This window comes from Gemmatimonadota bacterium (assembly GCA_026706345.1).
Lineage (GTDB): Bacteria > JAAXHH01 > JAAXHH01 > JAAXHH01 > JAAXHH01 > JAAXHH01.
The window spans coordinates 13,228-28,772 of record JAPOYX010000075.1; the positions used below are offsets into that span (position 1 = coordinate 13,228).

14 protein-coding genes are annotated in these 15,545 nt (G+C 63.5%); 5 read left to right on the top strand and 9 right to left on the bottom strand.

Annotated features, from left to right (window positions below; all coding sequences use genetic code 11):
• Positions 1-6 precede the first annotated feature (6 nt).
• Genes OXG98_06035 through OXG98_06045 form a run of 3 tightly spaced genes read right to left on the bottom strand, consistent with a single transcriptional unit; the run spans position 7 to position 2,888 of the window.
• Positions 7-1,407 carry an NAD(P)(+) transhydrogenase (Re/Si-specific) subunit beta gene (locus tag OXG98_06035; GenBank protein ID MCY3771560.1) on the bottom strand — a complete coding sequence of 467 codons (1,401 nt, stop codon included), beginning with the start codon at positions 1,405-1,407 and terminating at the stop codon, positions 7-9.
• Positions 1,408-1,411: 4 nt separating this feature from the next.
• Positions 1,412-1,693, bottom strand: coding sequence for an NAD(P) transhydrogenase subunit alpha (locus tag OXG98_06040; GenBank protein ID MCY3771561.1), 282 nt, complete (start codon positions 1,691-1,693; stop codon positions 1,412-1,414).
• A gap of 37 nt (positions 1,694-1,730) precedes the next feature.
• Positions 1,731-2,888, bottom strand: coding sequence for a Re/Si-specific NAD(P)(+) transhydrogenase subunit alpha (locus OXG98_06045; GenBank protein MCY3771562.1), 1,158 nt, complete (start codon positions 2,886-2,888; stop codon positions 1,731-1,733).
• Positions 2,889-3,233: 345 nt separating this feature from the next.
• Here OXG98_06045 and OXG98_06050 point away from each other — a divergent pair, with 345 nt between their 5' ends.
• Both OXG98_06050 and OXG98_06055 read left to right on the top strand, forming a co-directional pair.
• On the top strand, positions 3,234-4,082 hold the full coding sequence (locus OXG98_06050; protein ID MCY3771563.1) for a phytanoyl-CoA dioxygenase family protein: 849 nt from the start codon (positions 3,234-3,236) through the stop codon (positions 4,080-4,082).
• A gap of 22 nt (positions 4,083-4,104) precedes the next feature.
• Positions 4,105-5,442 carry an aminotransferase class III-fold pyridoxal phosphate-dependent enzyme gene (locus OXG98_06055; protein ID MCY3771564.1) on the top strand — a complete coding sequence of 446 codons (1,338 nt, stop codon included), beginning with the start codon at positions 4,105-4,107 and terminating at the stop codon, positions 5,440-5,442.
• A 103-nt stretch (positions 5,443-5,545) separates the two neighbouring features.
• On the opposite strand, the gene hemG is transcribed toward OXG98_06055, so the two are convergent.
• Both hemG and hemE read right to left on the bottom strand, forming a co-directional pair.
• The gene (gene hemG / locus OXG98_06060; GenBank protein ID MCY3771565.1) at positions 5,546-6,997 is read right to left on the bottom strand and encodes a protoporphyrinogen oxidase; all 1,452 of its coding nucleotides are present in this window, start codon (positions 6,995-6,997) and stop codon (positions 5,546-5,548) included.
• Positions 6,994-8,499, bottom strand: a complete 1,506-nt coding sequence (hemE, locus tag OXG98_06065) for a uroporphyrinogen decarboxylase (protein ID MCY3771566.1) — start codon at positions 8,497-8,499, stop codon at positions 6,994-6,996. The genes hemG and hemE overlap by 4 nt, the downstream gene beginning before the upstream one ends.
• A 197-nt stretch (positions 8,500-8,696) precedes the next feature.
• Here hemE and OXG98_06070 point away from each other — a divergent pair, with 197 nt between their 5' ends.
• Positions 8,697-9,743 carry a Gfo/Idh/MocA family oxidoreductase gene (locus OXG98_06070; GenBank protein MCY3771567.1) on the top strand — a complete coding sequence of 349 codons (1,047 nt, stop codon included), beginning with the start codon at positions 8,697-8,699 and terminating at the stop codon, positions 9,741-9,743.
• Positions 9,744-9,746: 3 nt separating this feature from the next.
• Positions 9,747-10,415, top strand: coding sequence for a 16S rRNA (cytidine(1402)-2'-O)-methyltransferase (rsmI, locus tag OXG98_06075; protein MCY3771568.1), 669 nt, complete (start codon positions 9,747-9,749; stop codon positions 10,413-10,415).
• 72 nt (positions 10,416-10,487) lie between these two features.
• Here rsmI and OXG98_06080 read toward each other — a convergent pair whose 3' ends face one another.
• Complete coding sequence (locus OXG98_06080; protein MCY3771569.1) at positions 10,488-11,096, bottom strand: molybdenum cofactor guanylyltransferase; 609 nt, start codon at positions 11,094-11,096, stop codon at positions 10,488-10,490.
• Positions 11,097-11,330: 234 nt separating this feature from the next.
• On the opposite strand from OXG98_06080, the gene OXG98_06085 reads away from it, so the two are divergent.
• Complete coding sequence (locus tag OXG98_06085; GenBank protein MCY3771570.1) at positions 11,331-12,086, top strand: tetratricopeptide repeat protein; 756 nt, start codon at positions 11,331-11,333, stop codon at positions 12,084-12,086.
• Positions 12,087-12,159: 73 nt separating this feature from the next.
• Here the strand turns inward: OXG98_06085 and OXG98_06090 are convergent, their stop codons facing one another.
• From OXG98_06090 to OXG98_06100, 3 genes are all read right to left on the bottom strand, one after another.
• A complete protein-coding gene (locus OXG98_06090; GenBank protein ID MCY3771571.1) occupies positions 12,160-13,176 on the bottom strand; it encodes a site-2 protease family protein in 1,017 nt (338 codons plus the stop codon).
• Between the two features lie 49 nt (positions 13,177-13,225).
• Positions 13,226-14,908, bottom strand: a complete 1,683-nt coding sequence (locus OXG98_06095; GenBank protein ID MCY3771572.1) for an AMP-binding protein — start codon at positions 14,906-14,908, stop codon at positions 13,226-13,228.
• A 100-nt stretch (positions 14,909-15,008) separates the two neighbouring features.
• A partial coding sequence (locus tag OXG98_06100; protein ID MCY3771573.1) for an aminotransferase class V-fold PLP-dependent enzyme occupies positions 15,009-15,545 on the bottom strand: 537 nt, incomplete at its 5' end.

Here is a 15,545-nt window from a genome sequence, read left to right on the forward strand (position 1 = left end):
CCGCGGTCAGATTTCGTTCACCGCAGCCGTCAGTTCCTGCACCGCTTCCTTGCCGTCGGCGAACAGCATCAGGCAATTGTCCGCGGCGAAGAGCGGATTGGGTATGCCGGCGAAGCCGGGGCTCAGGCTGCGCTTGATGACCACGACGGTCCGCGACTTGTCCACGTTCAGAATCGGCATGCCGGTCAGCGGCGTGTCCGCAGCGTCGCGGGCCAGGGGATTGACCACGTCGTTGGCGCCGATGACGATAGTTACGTCGGTCTGCTCAAAGCCGGTATTGGCCTCGTCCATCTCTTTCAGGCGGTCGTAGGGGACGTCCGCTTCGGCCAGCAGCACGTTCATGTGGCCGGGCATGCGGCCCGCAACGGGATGGATGGCGAACTCCACCTCGACGCCGTCGGCTTCCAGTTGGTTGGCCAGGTCGCGCACGGCGTGCTGCGCCTGGGCCACAGCCATGCCGTAGCCGGGGACGAAGACCACGCGCCGCGCGCTGTCGAGCACCATGGCGACCTCCTCGGCGGTGGTGGATTTCACCTTCCCCTCGTAGAGGTCGTCGGCAGGACCCGCGTCATCGCCGCCTGAATCGCCGCCGACCCCGGCGAACATCACGTTGGCGAGCGACCGGTTCATGGCCTTGCACATGATACTCGTCAGGATGAATCCGGAGGCGCCTACCAGCGAGCCCGAAATGATCAGCACGTTGTTGGACAGCACGAAGCCCGTCGCCGCGGCGGCCATGCCGGAATAGGAGTTGAGCAGGGCGATGACCACGGGCATGTCCGCGCCGCCGATTGGTACGACGAGGAGGATGCCGAGGACAGACGCGATGCCCACCATGATCCAGAAGTACTGGGTGTTCTCCGGCTGCAGGATGCCGAGGACGGCAGCCGCCAGCCCGGCCAGCAGGAAGAGCCCTTTGAGCACGTGATCCAGGGTGAACCGAACCGCTTTCTCGGACACGATGCCCTGCAGCTTGCCGAAGGCGACCAGGCTGCCCCAGAAAGTGACGCCGCCGATTAAGCCGGAAGCCATGGTAGCAATTCCGAACTGCAACGAGATCGTGTCCGCGGACCGCAGCGCGGCCTCGACGTAGGCCGCGCCGGCCACGAGCACCGACGCCCCGCCGCCGAAGCCGTTGCACAGGCCGACGAACTGCGGCATGGCGGTCATGGGCACCTTGAGCGCCCAGATGGCGCCGATGGCTCCGCCGAGGACGATACCCGCGACGATGAACTCGAACCGGACGATCTGCTGGTCGATCAGCGTCACCACGATGGCGATGAACATGCCCAGGGCGCTCAGGCGGTTGCCTCGCACCGCGGTGCGAGGATGGGAGAGACCCTTCAGCCCGAATACGAACAGGGAGGCGGCGACGAGATAGGCGAAGCGGACGAGATCGGGGGACATCCGCCTACTCCTTTCTCTTGAACATGTCCAGCATGCGGTTGGTCACGAGGTAGCCGCCGACCACGTTGATGGTGGCGAAAACCACGGCGGCGGTTCCGAGGACCGTGGTCAGCGTCGAGTACTGGGTTCCGGCCGAAAGGATGGCGCCGATGATCGTAATGCCCGATATGGCGTTCGAGCCGGACATCAGCGGGGTGTGCAGAATGGGCGGAACCTTGGTGATGACTTCGAATCCGACGAACACCGCCAGGACGAAAATGGTCAATATGGCAATGGTTTCACCCATGTGGCACTCCTCGATTCGTTCGCCGGCGCAAGCCCGCTCAGCCAGTGCCGTCAAGTACGGAACGGACCAGTTCGTTGACGATCTCGCCGTTGCGGGTTACGGTCGCGCCCCGCACGATATCGTCGTCCACGTTCGCGTCCAGCGCGCCGTCGTTGATCATCAGCTTCAGGAAGTTCACGATGTTGTTGGAATACATCTGGCTCGCGTGATAGGGCACGGTCGAAGGCAGGTTCAATTCACCAACGAGGGTCACGCCATGCTTCACCACGGTCTTGCCCGGTTCCGTGATCTCGCAGTTGCCCCCCCGCTCCGCGGCGAGGTCGATCACGACCGATCCGGGTCTCATGCTCCTGATCATGTCTTCCGTTACCAGCACGGGCGCCGGTTTTCCGGGTACGGCGGCCGTGGTGATCACCACGTCGTTTTCGGATACGACGCGGGCCATCATCTCCCGCTGTTTCGCGTAGAACTGCTCGTCCATGGCCTGAGCGTAACCACCCGATCCTTCAGATTCCGCGGTGTCGAGTTCCAGCTCCACGAACCGCGCCCCGACACTCTGGACCTGCTCCTTGACGGCCGGACGCACGTCATAGGCCTGAATCACGGCGCCCAGCCGCTTACAGGTCGCAATGGCCTGCAGGCCCGCCACGCCGACGCCGACCACGAAGACATGGGCCGGCGTAATGGTTCCGGCCGCCGTCATCATCATGGGAAACAGTTTCGGGAGGTATTCGGCCGCTATCAGCGCGGCCTTGTACCCGCCGATGTTGGCCTGGGAGGACAGGGCATCCATGCTCTGCGCCCGGGACGTTCGCGGGATCAACTCCATAGCGCAGGCTGTTGCGCGCCGGTCGGAAAGCGCCCGGATCTCGGCGGCAGCGGACAGCGGTTCCAGAAACCCGATCAGCACCTGTCCCTCGCGCATTCGCTCCACGTCCGCCATGCCCGAATCGGGATTCGCTCCGCCCCCTCTTACCAGCGCGACCACGTCGGCGGCTTCCAATACGGATTCACGCTCCGTCACCACCAGGGCGCCGGCCTCTTCGTAGGCCGCGTCCGCAAAGCCCGCTTCCCGGCCCGCACCCGCGGAGACCCGAACGGCACATCCCGCCCGCACCAGGGCGGCAACCCCGGCCGGAACGATGGATACGCGCCGTTCTCCCGGACAGGTTTCGGTAGGGACGCCGATTGTCATGTACTACTCCATATATTCCGACCGCATGCTTGTCCGGGGAATCGAGGACGCCTGGCGGCGGTTCGCCGTCTTGTCCCACCCTGCGCAAGATGCGAGACGTAATTGGCGGACCGGCAGGTCAGATCTGGCCCTGTTGCGGACCGAGTTCTATATATAAAGATTCAGGTCTGGCCCGTCAACTCCCAGATTGGCGAGGACAGCCGCCATAGCAAAAAACCCCCACGATCCGCGCGCTATTGTCAGGGGACAGGCCTTGCGTTATTTTGAATGGCGGAGGCGCATTGGGCCCCATGGGTATTTGCGTGCCAGATCCCACACCTGGAACCCGGCAGCCAAGGAGTCGTCATGAACGAAACCGAACGATACGAATTCGACCGCCAAGGCTATATCGTAATCGAAGACATGCTGGATACCGATACCGTTTCCTCATTGGCGGCCGCCGTGGACGAACTGGAAGCGCACGCGCTGCGGCACCTGGAAGAACCGCCGCGCAAGGTCAGTCCGTGGGGACCGGATTATCACCAGAATCCGGACCTGGGATACCATGTGGACGGATCGAACGCGGAAGGCAGAACCATCATCATCGAGGATTTCTGGAATGCCGACGAGCGGTTCGACGTGCTGGTGAATGACGCACGTACCATGGCTTACATCGGCGGGATCGTCCAGGGCAGGTCAACGATAAACAACTCCGAGATTCGGATCCGGTACCGCGGGAACCTGTCGGGACTGCACGGCGGCATGCGGCCGGAGAATCAGAAATACCGGTACGGATTCAACGCCAACGGAATCGACTGCATGATGGTGCGCATGGTCTACTTTATCCATGACGTGTCCCGGGAACATGGTGCATTCTGCGTCATACCCGGAACCCACAAGACGAATCTGCCCTGTCCTTATGACGGCAACCCGGACGAGGAACCCGGCGTGGTCGCGCTGGAAGTCAAGGCCGGTGATGCCATACTGTTTACGGAAAACCTCCGCCACGGTGGCGTTACCAACCAGTCCGGCCAGGTCCGCAAGACCATTCACGTGGGCTACGGGCCTTATTGGATGCTGTCGCAGAACCAGGCCACCATGGATGAACTGCCGTTCGTGACGGAAACCACCCTTGCGCGCTGGGACGACGACCAGCGGGCCCTGTTCAAGCCGTGGCACAGGCCGCGGGGCTGGACCCGAAGCGCTACAACATAACCAGCCGGAAAGGAAACACGACATGTCTGTAAGCCGTTCCGTAGAAGAGTCCATGCGCATGTACAGACGGGCCGAGGAACTGATCCCTGGCTGGACGCAGTTGATCAGCCGGCGGGCAAGCCAGTTCGCCAACGGCGTAAGCCCGGTTTATGCCGAGCGGGCCAAGGGCGCCCGGTTCACTGACGTGGACGGAAACGAGTACCTGGACATGATGAACGCGGTCAGCGCCATCATCCTGGGCCACGCCGACGACGTGGTGGACGGGGCGGTGAAGGAACAGATCGACCGGGGCAGTATCTACACGCTGAACGGTCCGCTGGAAATCGAACTGGCCGAGGAACTCGTAGACACGATCCCCAGCGCCGAGATGGTGCGGTACGCCAAGGCCGGAGGAGAGACCTGCGCCCTGGCGGTGCGGATCGTTCGGGGGACCACCGGGAAGGACATCATCCTCTTCTGCGGCTATCACGGCTGGCACGACTGGTACCAGTCCGCCAACTACCTGGTCGACCCCGAAAGCGGCGAGTACCCCTTCGCCGGCATCGAGCCGATCGGCGTGCCGCGGGTGCTGGCCGGGACGGCCATCCCCTTCACGTACGGCGACCTGGACATGCTCTCGGACCTGTTGAAAAAGTACGAGGGACAGGTCGCGGCGGTCATGATGGAACCCGCGCGGTCCGATCTCCCGCCGCCCGGCTACCTGGAAGCCGTCAAGTCGCTGGCCCATGAACACGGCGCCCTGCTCGTATTCGACGAGGTGTCCTGCGGCTGGCGCTTCCGCATCGGGGGGTTCCAGGAGTATACCGGGGTGACGCCCGACGTTACCACCCTGGCCAAGGCCATGTCGAACGGATACGCCATGGGCGCCGTCGTGGGATCACGGGAGGCCATGGCGCCCGCCGCGTCCATGTTCGTGTCCAGTTCCTACTGGAGCGACAACGTGGGCCTGGCCGCCGCGCTGACCACCATTCGCGAGCTGAAGCGACGGAATTCGGAAGCCTTTTTCGAGACCATGGGCCAACTGGTCAAGAAGACGATAAACGACGCCTTCGCAAGCGCGGGATTGCCCGGCGCCTGCGTGGGCCTTTCCCACAATCCCAGCCTCTCCTTCGATCTGCCCGACCCGGAACTCACGCCCATCGTCTCCACGCTCTTCGTCCAGGAGATGTCGCGCCGGGGCATCTTCACCCCGACCTCGTTCCGGGTGACCATGGCCCATACGGAAGAAGACGTCCGGCAACTGGGCGAGGCTGCGGCAGAGGTCTTTGGCCTGATCAAGTCGGGACTGGACCGCGGCAACCTGACGGACATGCTGGAGTGCGACCTCAAGAAAGAGCCCTTCAGGAGGTTGGTAAGGTAAGGGACCCGTTAGAAAGCTGGCAAGGCGGGTGGCGCGATTCAGACGGACGGTCCTTTGGCGTGTTCAAGGGACGACTTCCGTCTGACCAACCGGCAGCGTCCCGCTAGCAGGCATCTTCCTTCTTCAGAATCCGCTCCGCCGCCTGCTCTCCCGAATGCACGCAATCCGGCAGTCCCACGCCCCGGTATGCGTTACCTGCCAGCGCCAGCCCGGGCTGCTTCTCAAGCAGCGATTCGATCCGCTCCATGCGCCGGACGTGTCCGACCAGGTACTGGGGCATGGCGTCCGGGTACCGGGTTAGGATGGTGTGCCGGGGAGCGGCTTCGATACCCATCAGATCGTGTAGTTCATCCCGTACATACCGCAGCATCTCTTCATCATCGACTTCTAGCAAATCCTGCTGACGGGCGCCGCCAATGAAAGCCCGTAGCAGGACGAGGCCTTCCGGGGCACGGTTCGGAAACTTGACACTGCTGAAGGTACAGGCGATGATTCTACGCTCCTCTACCGCGGGTACCACGAAGCCGAAACAGTCCAGGGGATGAGGCACGTCCGAACGCCGGTACACGAGGTTCAGAACGGCCGAAGACGCGTGGGGGATGGCCGACAGTTCGGCGTACAGGGCCGGGTCGGTGTCATGAAGCAGCTCCGCGGAATTCCGCGACGGCAGTGCGAGAACAACGCCGTCCGCGACTAAATCCCGTCCGTCGCCACAGGACAGACGCCAGGCGTTTCCTTCGCGGTGCAGGCTCACGACTTCCGTGTCGGTGTGCAAGGCGTCCGAAGGCAAGTGCCTCAGGAGGGCCTGCACGATGGTTTTCATGCCCCGGTCGAAGGAGACCAGTTCACCATAACGGGCGCCGCTGCCGGCGGAGGAGCCGCTGCCCTCGGGGGAACCGCTACTCGCGGGGGATCCGCCCTGGCGCTTCGCCACCGCGCGCCGCTGTGCAACCATGGCCTTGATGACGCTGCGGTGACGCCTTTCCATCTCGAGGAACCGCGGGAGGGTGGCTTTCAGGCTGAGGGTGTCCGGATCTCCTGTGTAGATCCCTCCGATAAGCGGCTGTACGACCCGCTCGAGCACCTCGCCGCCGAACCGCCTGCGAACGAAGGCCCCCAGACTCTCGTCGTCGATGTCCGGTCCACGCGGAAGCACCAGGTCCAGGGCGCACCGGGCCTTGCCCGTCCACGAAAAGAGGGAAGTGGTTACCATGGGCCCGAGGCGCGTGGGCGCCATCATCAGAAACCCGTCCGGCAGGGGATGAAGCCTGCCCCGGTAGACCACGTGAGACCGACGATGGGTGCTTGCGGTGGGAATGATCCGGTCCGCCATACTCAGGCGCCCGGCCAGGTCCGCCAGCCAGGGCTTCGACGAAAGAAAGGAATCCGGACCCAGCTCGATCAGGCACCCGTCGTGTTCGATCGTGCGTATGATCCCGCCGAATCGGTCCGAGCGCTCGAGCAGCGTCACTTCCAGGCCGGGGCGCTTCGATTCCACCAACCGGTGGGCCGCGCTCAATCCCGCTATGCCCCCGCCGACCACTACGACCTTCATCGAACGCTTCCCAGTTCGTGCACGGCGTCCACGAGCGCAATGACGTGGTCCTCCGGCGTGCCGGGCAGGATGCCGTGACCGAGGTTGAAGATGTGTCCGGGCCTGCCCGCGGCCTTGTGCAGGACGGCCGCCGCGTGCTTGCGGATAACCTCGGGGGAAGAGAAGAGAATCAGGGGATCCAGGTTTCCCTGCACCGCCACGTCATGTTCCAGGTCCTGCCAGGCTTCGGCCAGGTCCACGCGCCAGTCCAGCCCGATGACCTCCCCTCCCGCCTCCCGCATCAGTCCGAGCAGGGCGCCGGTGCCGACCCCGAAATGGATCGAGGGCACGCCGGGACGGAGATGGGCGAAGATGTACCCGGTGTGGGGAAGCACGAATGTCCTGTAGTCGTCCGGTGACAGGCAGCCGGCCCAGCTGTCGAACAGCTGCACCGCGTGGACGCCCGCATCGATCTGTTCGTTCAGATACCCCGTGACGGCCCGGGCCAGCCTGGCCATGAAGGCGTGCCAGGCCTCCGGATCGGAATGCATGAAGGTCTTGACGTGCCTGAAGTCCCGCGAACCCTGTCCCTCGATGGCGTAGGCGGCCAGGGTAAAGGGCGCGCCGGAAAAACCGATGAGGGGGATATGGGGCGGCAGCGCCGGCAGCACCATGCGGATGGCCTCGTAGACGAAGTGCTGGGATTCCGGCTCCGCTTCTTCAAGTTGGTCCACGGCCAGGCCCGTCCGAATCGGGTTATGAATGACCGGGCCCTGTCCCGTGACGTATTCCAGGCGGAATCCCATCGGTTGCAGCAGAGGCAGGATGTCCGCGAAAAGGATGGCGGCGTCCACCCCGAGGCGTTCCACGGCCATCAACGTGATTTCGGCCGTGAGTTCCGGGGTCTTGCACATGTCCAGGAAGTCCAGGTCCGATTTAAGCTCCCGGTAGGCCCGCTGGTAACGGCCCGCCTGGCGCAGCAGCCAGATTGGCGTGTAATTCGTCGATTCGCGGCGACACGCCCGGAGGAAGGCCGATTCACCCCGGGTTCCGTACGGATCGCTCTCGAAATGCCACCGCATGTCGATCCGCTGCCAGCAGGAGGTGTCCACTCCGCCATCCACGGCGGTACGCTTCTTGTTGACCAGGTATCCCGCCAGACGCGCCATGCCGGAAACCAGGGCTTCGCCGCCCGTCCCGTCGGGTTCGTAGTCGACGGAGAGATGATGGCTTCTCCAGATCTCGCTGCACGCCGGGCTTGCCGAGCCCACGGCCATCTGCCTGACGGCGTCCAGCAGGGGCTCGACGCGGCCGGTTGCAACGGCGCGGCCGAACATTGCGCGGATCTGCTCGGGTTCCGTCAGCAGCAACACGGCGATGTCTTCCCCGGCCAGGCGGTCGAGAAATGCGTCCATGCCTTCCGCGTCGCCAGCCCCGGAGACTACGGGTCTTCCGCCGCGTGCGACAATAGCGTCTCCCAGTGCTTCATCAAGGGCCGCAACCTGCAGACCGTTGTAATCCATGTCCGTCCTTTCCCGGTTGACCTGTTCTATCATACGCCCGATTCGAATGCGGAGCAATACAATAAGTAGGGTACGAAGTCGGGCAGCGGCACATCCATTCAGGGGTTGCAAGTCAGGCGCGAAAGGCGTAAATTGCGCGGGACGGCACGCAAGCCGGGCCGCGGAAATAAGGAAATATACGTATTAAAGGAGCTTACATGTCCGAATCATATCGAGTCGGCATCATAGGCAGTGGAGGCATGGGCGGTTCACACGCCCGTCACTGGACGCAGAAAACACGGACCGACGTGGTCGCGGTGGCGGACGTCAACGAGCGCAGCGCCCGTAAACTGGCCGACGAATTCGACGCGAAGCCCTATACGGATTACGAGCGCATGCTGGCGGAAGAGGCCTGTGACATCGTCAGCATCACCACCTGGCAGAACGTCCGCGCCGAAATCACCGTGAAAGCGGCGGAAGCGGGCGCAAAGGGGATCCTGGGCGAAAAGCCCATGGCGGCCAGTCTCGCGGAGGCCGACCGCATGCTGGAAGCCTGCGCGCGAAACGACGTCAGGCTCGCCATCGGCCACCAGCGCCGGTTCACCCCGCAGAACGTGGAAGCGCGGCGTCTCGTGCTGGACGGCGCGATCGGAACGCCCACAGCCATGCTGCGCAGGGACGCCCACGGCCTGCTAAACAGGGGGACCCATGAGCTCGACGAGATGATGTACGTGCTGGGCGACCCCGGGCCGGCCTGGGTGATCGGCCAGGTTACGCGCAAGACGGACCGGTGGGAACGCCGGGTGAGGTGCGAGGACCGGTGCGCGGCGATCATCGCCTTCGAAGGCGGGATCAGGGGGACCTACGAGAGCGATCTGCCCGAACCCGGACTGCAGGGGGACGTCATTTACGGGACGGAAGGGATCTTGAAACGCGGCCCCGAAGGCACCCTGCTCCTGCTGAACCGCCATGCCGGCGACTGGCAGACCATCACGCCGCCACCGGTGGAGGTCGACCAGTACGACGAGTTCATTTCCTGGCTGGACGGCCGGGTCGAAGGGCACCGCAACGACGGTGGAACAGCCCGCCTGACCATGGAGCTCATGATGGCGATCTATGAATCCGCGCGCATCCGCGACGTGGTCGAACTGCCGCTGCAGACGGGAGACAATCCGCTGGACCTGATGGTAGAGGAGGGAGCGCTGCCCGTGGAGATACACGGCCGCTACGACATACGCGCGCCGTTTCCCGAACAGACGAACTGATCCATGCTCTACCTGGTAGCCACGCCGATCGGCCATCTGGACGACATCACCCTCAGGGCGCTGGAAGTCCTGCGCGGCGTGGATATCGTACTCAGCGAAGATACGCGCAGGACCGGGCGCCTGCTCAAGCACTACGGGATCAGCGCCCGGCAGATGGCCTATCACGAGCACAACGAGCAGCGGGCCGTGCCCAAGGCCCTGGCAGCCTTGCAACAGGGCCGGGATCTCGCCCTGGTCACCGATGCGGGCACGCCCGGTATCGCCGATCCCGGCTATCGGCTCGTCCAGGCCGCTATCCAGGCCGACATACCCGTAAGCATGGCCCCGGGACCGAGTGCGCTGATTATGGCGCTGGTCCTCTCGGGCCTTCCGGTACACCGATTCACGTTCTGCGGATTTCCTCCCCGCAAACCCGGGGCCCGGCGCCGCTATCTGGAAGCGGACGCGGAACGCGAAGACACGCTCATCTACTTCGAGAGCCCCCACCGGGTGCACGCGCTCATCGCCTCCGCCCTGGAGGTGTTCGGGGACCGCAGGGCGGCTCTGGTGAACGACCTGACCAAGCTGCATGAGCGCGTAGACCGGGACTTGCTGTCCCTGCTGCTCGAAGAGACGAGAGACCGCCGGCTGCGGGGGGAATTCATCCTGCTGGTCGAGGGCCGGGCCGGGTAGTCCGGCTGGCCACGCAAGTCCGGCTGGTCACGCGGTCGCCCGGTCTTTCGCCGTCATGACCCTGGGCTGTATCTACTTTGACTGCCGCCGGCCCTTCAGCCGTTTCAACGCCTCGTCGTACTCCGTCCGGTTGTTGATATTGAAGAACATGTCCGCGTCGTGGAAACCCGCGCCTACCGGATCCAGGCGACGCACGCGCACCGATTCGAAGAATCCGGTGATCTTGTACCTGCGTGCCCTGATCCGGTCCTCGATCGAGGGGATGCAGGTGTCCCGGTACACCGCGCACAGCGGTTCCTCGCGGCCTTCGTTCACGGGGACGACGACGTCGTACCCGGACGACTGCCCGACCATGTGCTCCAGGAATTCGGGCCTGATGAAGGGCATGTCGCACGCGACACACAGGCACAGCGGCGTATTCGCCGTCCGGAGCGCGGTGTAGATGCCGCCGATAGGACCGCAGCGGGGGACCAGGTCCTGGCCGCTTTCCAGGTCGAGGAAGGCGTAGTCTTCCGGCGTATTGGTGATCAGCAACACCCGATCCGTCGCCGCGGCGACGGTTTTGCATAGCCTTTGGATCAACCGTTCGCCTTCAAACCGGCTCAGGGCCTTGTCGGAACCGAACCGGCTGCTCAGCCCCCCTGCGAGGATGACGCCTGTAACTTGTTCTCTACCGGTCACTTAGCCAGTTCTCCTCCCGGCCGTTCGATCCTCATACCGCGCCGTTCCCCACGCTTCCGGATCGCCTTTGTTCACGTCCTGAAATCCGCGATCCCGAATCCGTTTCGCCCGCTTGACACCCCCGTCCCGCCTGCGTATATTTGCAGGTAACGGGACATACGCACCGCACGTCCTGTTTCCCCGGAATCGAAACCCCGAAGGCGGCACCGAACGCTGTTGAAAGAGTAAACAAATATGTGGTTCTGGTCTCATAAGCTCAAGCTCCTCCTGGCGAAGAAGGACTATGGGGCCATTGTGCGCCTGTGCTTCGAACGCCTGGAGCGAAATCAGACCGACTACTGGACTCTGCGGGGCCTGGGGCTTGGGCTGATGTATACCGGCCGCACGAGCGAAGCCTTCGAGTGGCTCAGCAAGTGCGCCAGGGCGTATCCGCGGAAAGTCGCGGTACAGTACGACATCGGCCTGATCTACATGCAACAGGAATGCTACAGCGAAGCCCGCGGATACATGCTGAACGCACTCGAGGGCGGGTACCGCACCGACGCCCTCTTCCAGGATCTCGGCCGGATCTACTGCTATCTCGGCGAGTTCGAAAAAGCGACCAACTGCTTCCGGGAAGTCATCCGCCGTTCACCCCGGAACGGCGCCGCCTACAAGCTCCTGGGCATGGTTTACAAGCGGCGGACGATGTACGATGAAGCCGTCGCCGCCTACCGGGAAGCGCTACGATGGGACGGCGATGCTTCCGAGGTTCACATGAGTCTCGCGGAAATCTTCGTCCGGCAGGAGAAATGGGATCTCGCGATCGGCGAGTACCAGAAGGCCCTCGAACTCGACGCCACCAATTTCGCGGCCCACTATGCGCTGGGTTCCATCTTCGAAATCATGGGCGAAAACGCCCGGGCGATAGACGAGCTGCTCAAGGCGCATCGGATCGACGCAGACGACGAAAGAATCCACAAGAAACTGGAACGGCTCCTGATCAGTTGATCCTCCGACGACGCCCCAGCCGCTTCGTCATCCCGCGCCAGGCCTTCCGGTAGAGCGCGTTACAGGAAGCAGGCTATGGCCCCGTAAAAGAGATCGGCACCGGCATGAAGGTTTGAATGAAGACGAGGATCGCGAGCCAGCCCAGCCACTTGCTGCGCCTAGGCAGCGGCGCGGCATCGTCGATCGGCGCGGGATGCCTGAATCCGCTGAACCTGCCCATCAGAAGCAGCAGCGCCCCGAATACCCACCATCCGGGTGAATAGAGACCCAGCACGGCCAGCGCCAGAAAACTCACCAGCGTCAGGTTCCGCTGGAGGCGTCTCCCCCGGACCGCTCCCCCCGTGAAGGCATAGAGAATATGGCCGCCGTCCAGTTGTCCCACGGGCAGCAGGTTGAGCATGGTGACCAGGCAGCCGAACCAGGCTGCCAGCCCAACCGAATCCAGGTAAATGGTGTAATTCTCGGGCAACGGGCCGTGTATCAGGTAGGCGAGAAACTGAAAAACCAGGGGTTCGCCCAGGTACAGCCCGCCGTCCGTGGGCATGGCGTCCACCCTGGCGCCGAGCAGGCTGTAGGCCATGATTGGGACCGCCACGACGAAACCCGCCACGGGACCGGCCGCGCCGATGTCCATGAGGGCCTGCCTGTGCGGATACGGCGCCTTCGTGACGATAACGGCGCCGAACGTGCCCGGATTCGGGATAATGAAGAAGAAGGGCGAGGGAATGAAATGGGGCAGAGAGGTGCGGACGCCGTACCACCTTGCGTAAAGATAGTGCCCCATCTCGTGGGCCATGAGAATGCCGAGTACGGAAAGGGAGAAGGGCAATCCGTCCAGAAGGAGTCCCGGAAAGCTCAGGAGGGTGACAATCAACACCAGCGGCGGGACCCCGGCGTTCTCCATGATCGTCCCGGAGACGAGGGTCGTCAGCGCGGTACACGCGAACAGGATCGCGGGGCGGCGCCACTGCGTACGCTGGGCCGCCTGGCCCGCCTGGCCCGCCTGGCCCGCTTCGTCCGTTTCCGTTGGGTTCGGGGACGTATCCTGCGAGGGAAGCGGCGCCGGTTCCGGATCTGGTGCGTGTTGCATGTTACCCATCGGCCTTAGATTCCGCCTTCCCGTGACCGCGAGGTCTCTCCTACCGGCCGGAAGCGTCTTCCGACTGGCCCGCCTGTCCGGACTGGAAGAGAAACCGCTTGATCTTGCGCGTGGATGTCTTGGAGAATTCCTCCCTGCGTAGTTCCACTTCCCTGACCCGCTTGTAATCTGCGAGGTTCCTGCAGCGGTCCCGGACCTCCTGGTCGATGAGCGCGGCAAGAGAGTCGTCGTCGGCCGGCACACCCTCCTGTTCGAGATATTCGAAGTCCGGGACTACGACCGCCCGTACGTACTCTTCTCCCGTGTCGGCGTTCTCGGCGCCGAAGACCAGGACCTCGGCGATATAGGGACTGAGGACGAGTTCGCCTTCGACTTCCTCCGGATAGATATTCTTGCCCGCCCGGGTAACGATCACGTTCTTCAGGCGTCCCGCGATGTGCAGATGACCGTCCTCGTCGATCCATCCCGAATCACCCGTGTACAGCGCGCCGTCCTTGAGCACTTCCGCCGTGGCCTCGGGGTTGTTGTAATAGCCCAGCATCACGTTGTCGCCCCGGACGATGAGTTCTCCCACGCCGGTGTCGTCCGGATCCACGACCTCCACTTCCACGCCGTTTATGGGGGGGCCGACGGAGTCGGGCTTCGGAGCCTGTTCCACGCGGTGAACCGATACGACGGGCGAGGTTTCCGTGAGTCCGTAGCCCTGGAGGACGCGCAGGCCCAGGCGGTCGAAGCCCATGGCCACCTCGGGCGGCAGCGCCGCCGCGCCGGAGACGAAGAATCGGATGGTCCCCAGTCCGCCCTTCTCGCGCAGGCTCCTGAACAGGGCCGTGCCCATGCGCTTGTTGAACTTCTCGCCCAGTTTCACCACGCCCATCAGGAGATTGAACACGGTCCGCGTGACGGCGGGTTGCGTGCTGACCTTGCGCATGATCCCCTGAAACATCTTTTCATACAGCAACGGGACGCCCAGCATGATCGTCGCCTTCGAGTCTTTCATGGTGTCGACGATATCCCGCGACTTGAGGCTTCCCACGTAGGATATCATAGCCCCGTTGTACAACGGCGCGAGGAGTCCGGCGGTGCATTCGAACGTATGGTGCAGGGGAAGGACCGATACGAAACTGTCATCGGCAGAAATGGAGATAACCCGGCTGCAGGCCACCACGTTGGACATGATGTTCCGGTGGGAGAGCATCACGCCCTTGGGCTGGCCGGTCGTACCCGAGGTGTAGATCAGGACGGCCAGGTCGTCCGGACTGGCCTGGCTGTCCGGCACCGCCGCGTTCGCTTCGCTGGCCATGACTTCTTCCAGGCTCAGCACGTGTTTCAGATCGGGCAGGGTGCCGGCGATGGAATGCAGGTCGTCGCGGAAGGTATCGGAGACCACGATGGCCCGTGTTCCCGAGTCTTCGAGAATGCGCTGGTATTCCCCGGGTTTCAGCAGCCGGTCGATCGGCACGGCCGTCATCCCGTGCCCGACGATAGCCAGATAGGCGACGCCCCATTCAGGCTGGTTGTCCGCGAGCAGCGCGACCCGGTCGCCGTGCTGCAGGCCGAGGGAGGCCAGCAGCCCGGCCAGCGCGTCGGCCCTGCGGGCGACCTCCGCGCCCGTGAATTCCACGTATTCGCCTTCTCGCTTGATTCGCAGGACGACATGCTCCGCGAATGTTTCACCCAGTTGTTCCTTCAATGCCTTTATGGTAAGTGTAGTATCGGACATATTCCGCTCCCGTGCGATATCAACCCGTACGCGGCCCACCGCGTGTGAACGCAACCGCGCGCGAGAATTTAGTGAAGCGTGTCAGAACATGAATTCGAATTCAGCATCTGTTTGCCGCGATTTCGCCGACGGCGCCGACGACTTTCTCCATATCATCATAGCTGTTGTGCATGGCGCAGGAAATGCGGGCGCCGTGATATCCCCCTTCGTAGAGTCCGCGGCTATGGATGCGGTATCTCTCCCGGAGCGGCGTGCCCACGTCGGACGAGGTCATGCCGGCGATGGAAAAGGACACCATGGACGCGGAAAGGTTGCGGCTCATGGGGGTCCATACCCGAACGCCGGGGATGTCGGAAAGGCGTGTTTTCAGCCACTTCGACATGGCTGCGCCACGGTCCTCGACCAGCGGGGTGCCGATAGCGTTGTGAAAATCCACGGCCACGGCGAATCCGACCAGCGGCGCGTAGCTCTGGGTCGCGTTGTTTTCAAAACGCCTCGCGGTCAAACGCCCTCCGGAGGTGTAATACCCGAGCCCGATCTTGTCCTGCGCGGCGTCATCCACGTACAACAGGCCCGTTCCCTTGGGCGTAAACAGCCACTTGTGCGTGCTGCTCACGTAGAAGTCACCGCCCAGTTC

Coding starts and splice junctions, on each gene's coding strand:
- OXG98_06035 (MCY3771560.1), bottom strand. CDS start 1,407: ATGTCCCCCGATCTCGTCCGCTTCGCCTATCTCGTCGCCGCCTCCCTG.
- OXG98_06040 (MCY3771561.1), bottom strand. CDS start 1,693: ATGGGTGAAACCATTGCCATATTGACCATTTTCGTCCTGGCGGTGTTC.
- OXG98_06045 (MCY3771562.1), bottom strand. CDS start 2,888: ATGACAATCGGCGTCCCTACCGAAACCTGTCCGGGAGAACGGCGCGTA.
- OXG98_06050 (MCY3771563.1), top strand. CDS start 3,234: ATGAACGAAACCGAACGATACGAATTCGACCGCCAAGGCTATATCGTA.
- OXG98_06055 (MCY3771564.1), top strand. CDS start 4,105: ATGTCTGTAAGCCGTTCCGTAGAAGAGTCCATGCGCATGTACAGACGG.
- hemG (MCY3771565.1), bottom strand. CDS start 6,997: ATGAAGGTCGTAGTGGTCGGCGGGGGCATAGCGGGATTGAGCGCGGCC.
- hemE (MCY3771566.1), bottom strand. CDS start 8,499: ATGGATTACAACGGTCTGCAGGTTGCGGCCCTTGATGAAGCACTGGGA.
- OXG98_06070 (MCY3771567.1), top strand. CDS start 8,697: ATGTCCGAATCATATCGAGTCGGCATCATAGGCAGTGGAGGCATGGGC.
- rsmI (MCY3771568.1), top strand. CDS start 9,747: ATGCTCTACCTGGTAGCCACGCCGATCGGCCATCTGGACGACATCACC.
- OXG98_06085 (MCY3771570.1), top strand. CDS start 11,331: ATGTGGTTCTGGTCTCATAAGCTCAAGCTCCTCCTGGCGAAGAAGGAC.
- OXG98_06090 (MCY3771571.1), bottom strand. CDS start 13,176: ATGCAACACGCACCAGATCCGGAACCGGCGCCGCTTCCCTCGCAGGAT.
- OXG98_06095 (MCY3771572.1), bottom strand. CDS start 14,908: ATGTCCGATACTACACTTACCATAAAGGCATTGAAGGAACAACTGGGT.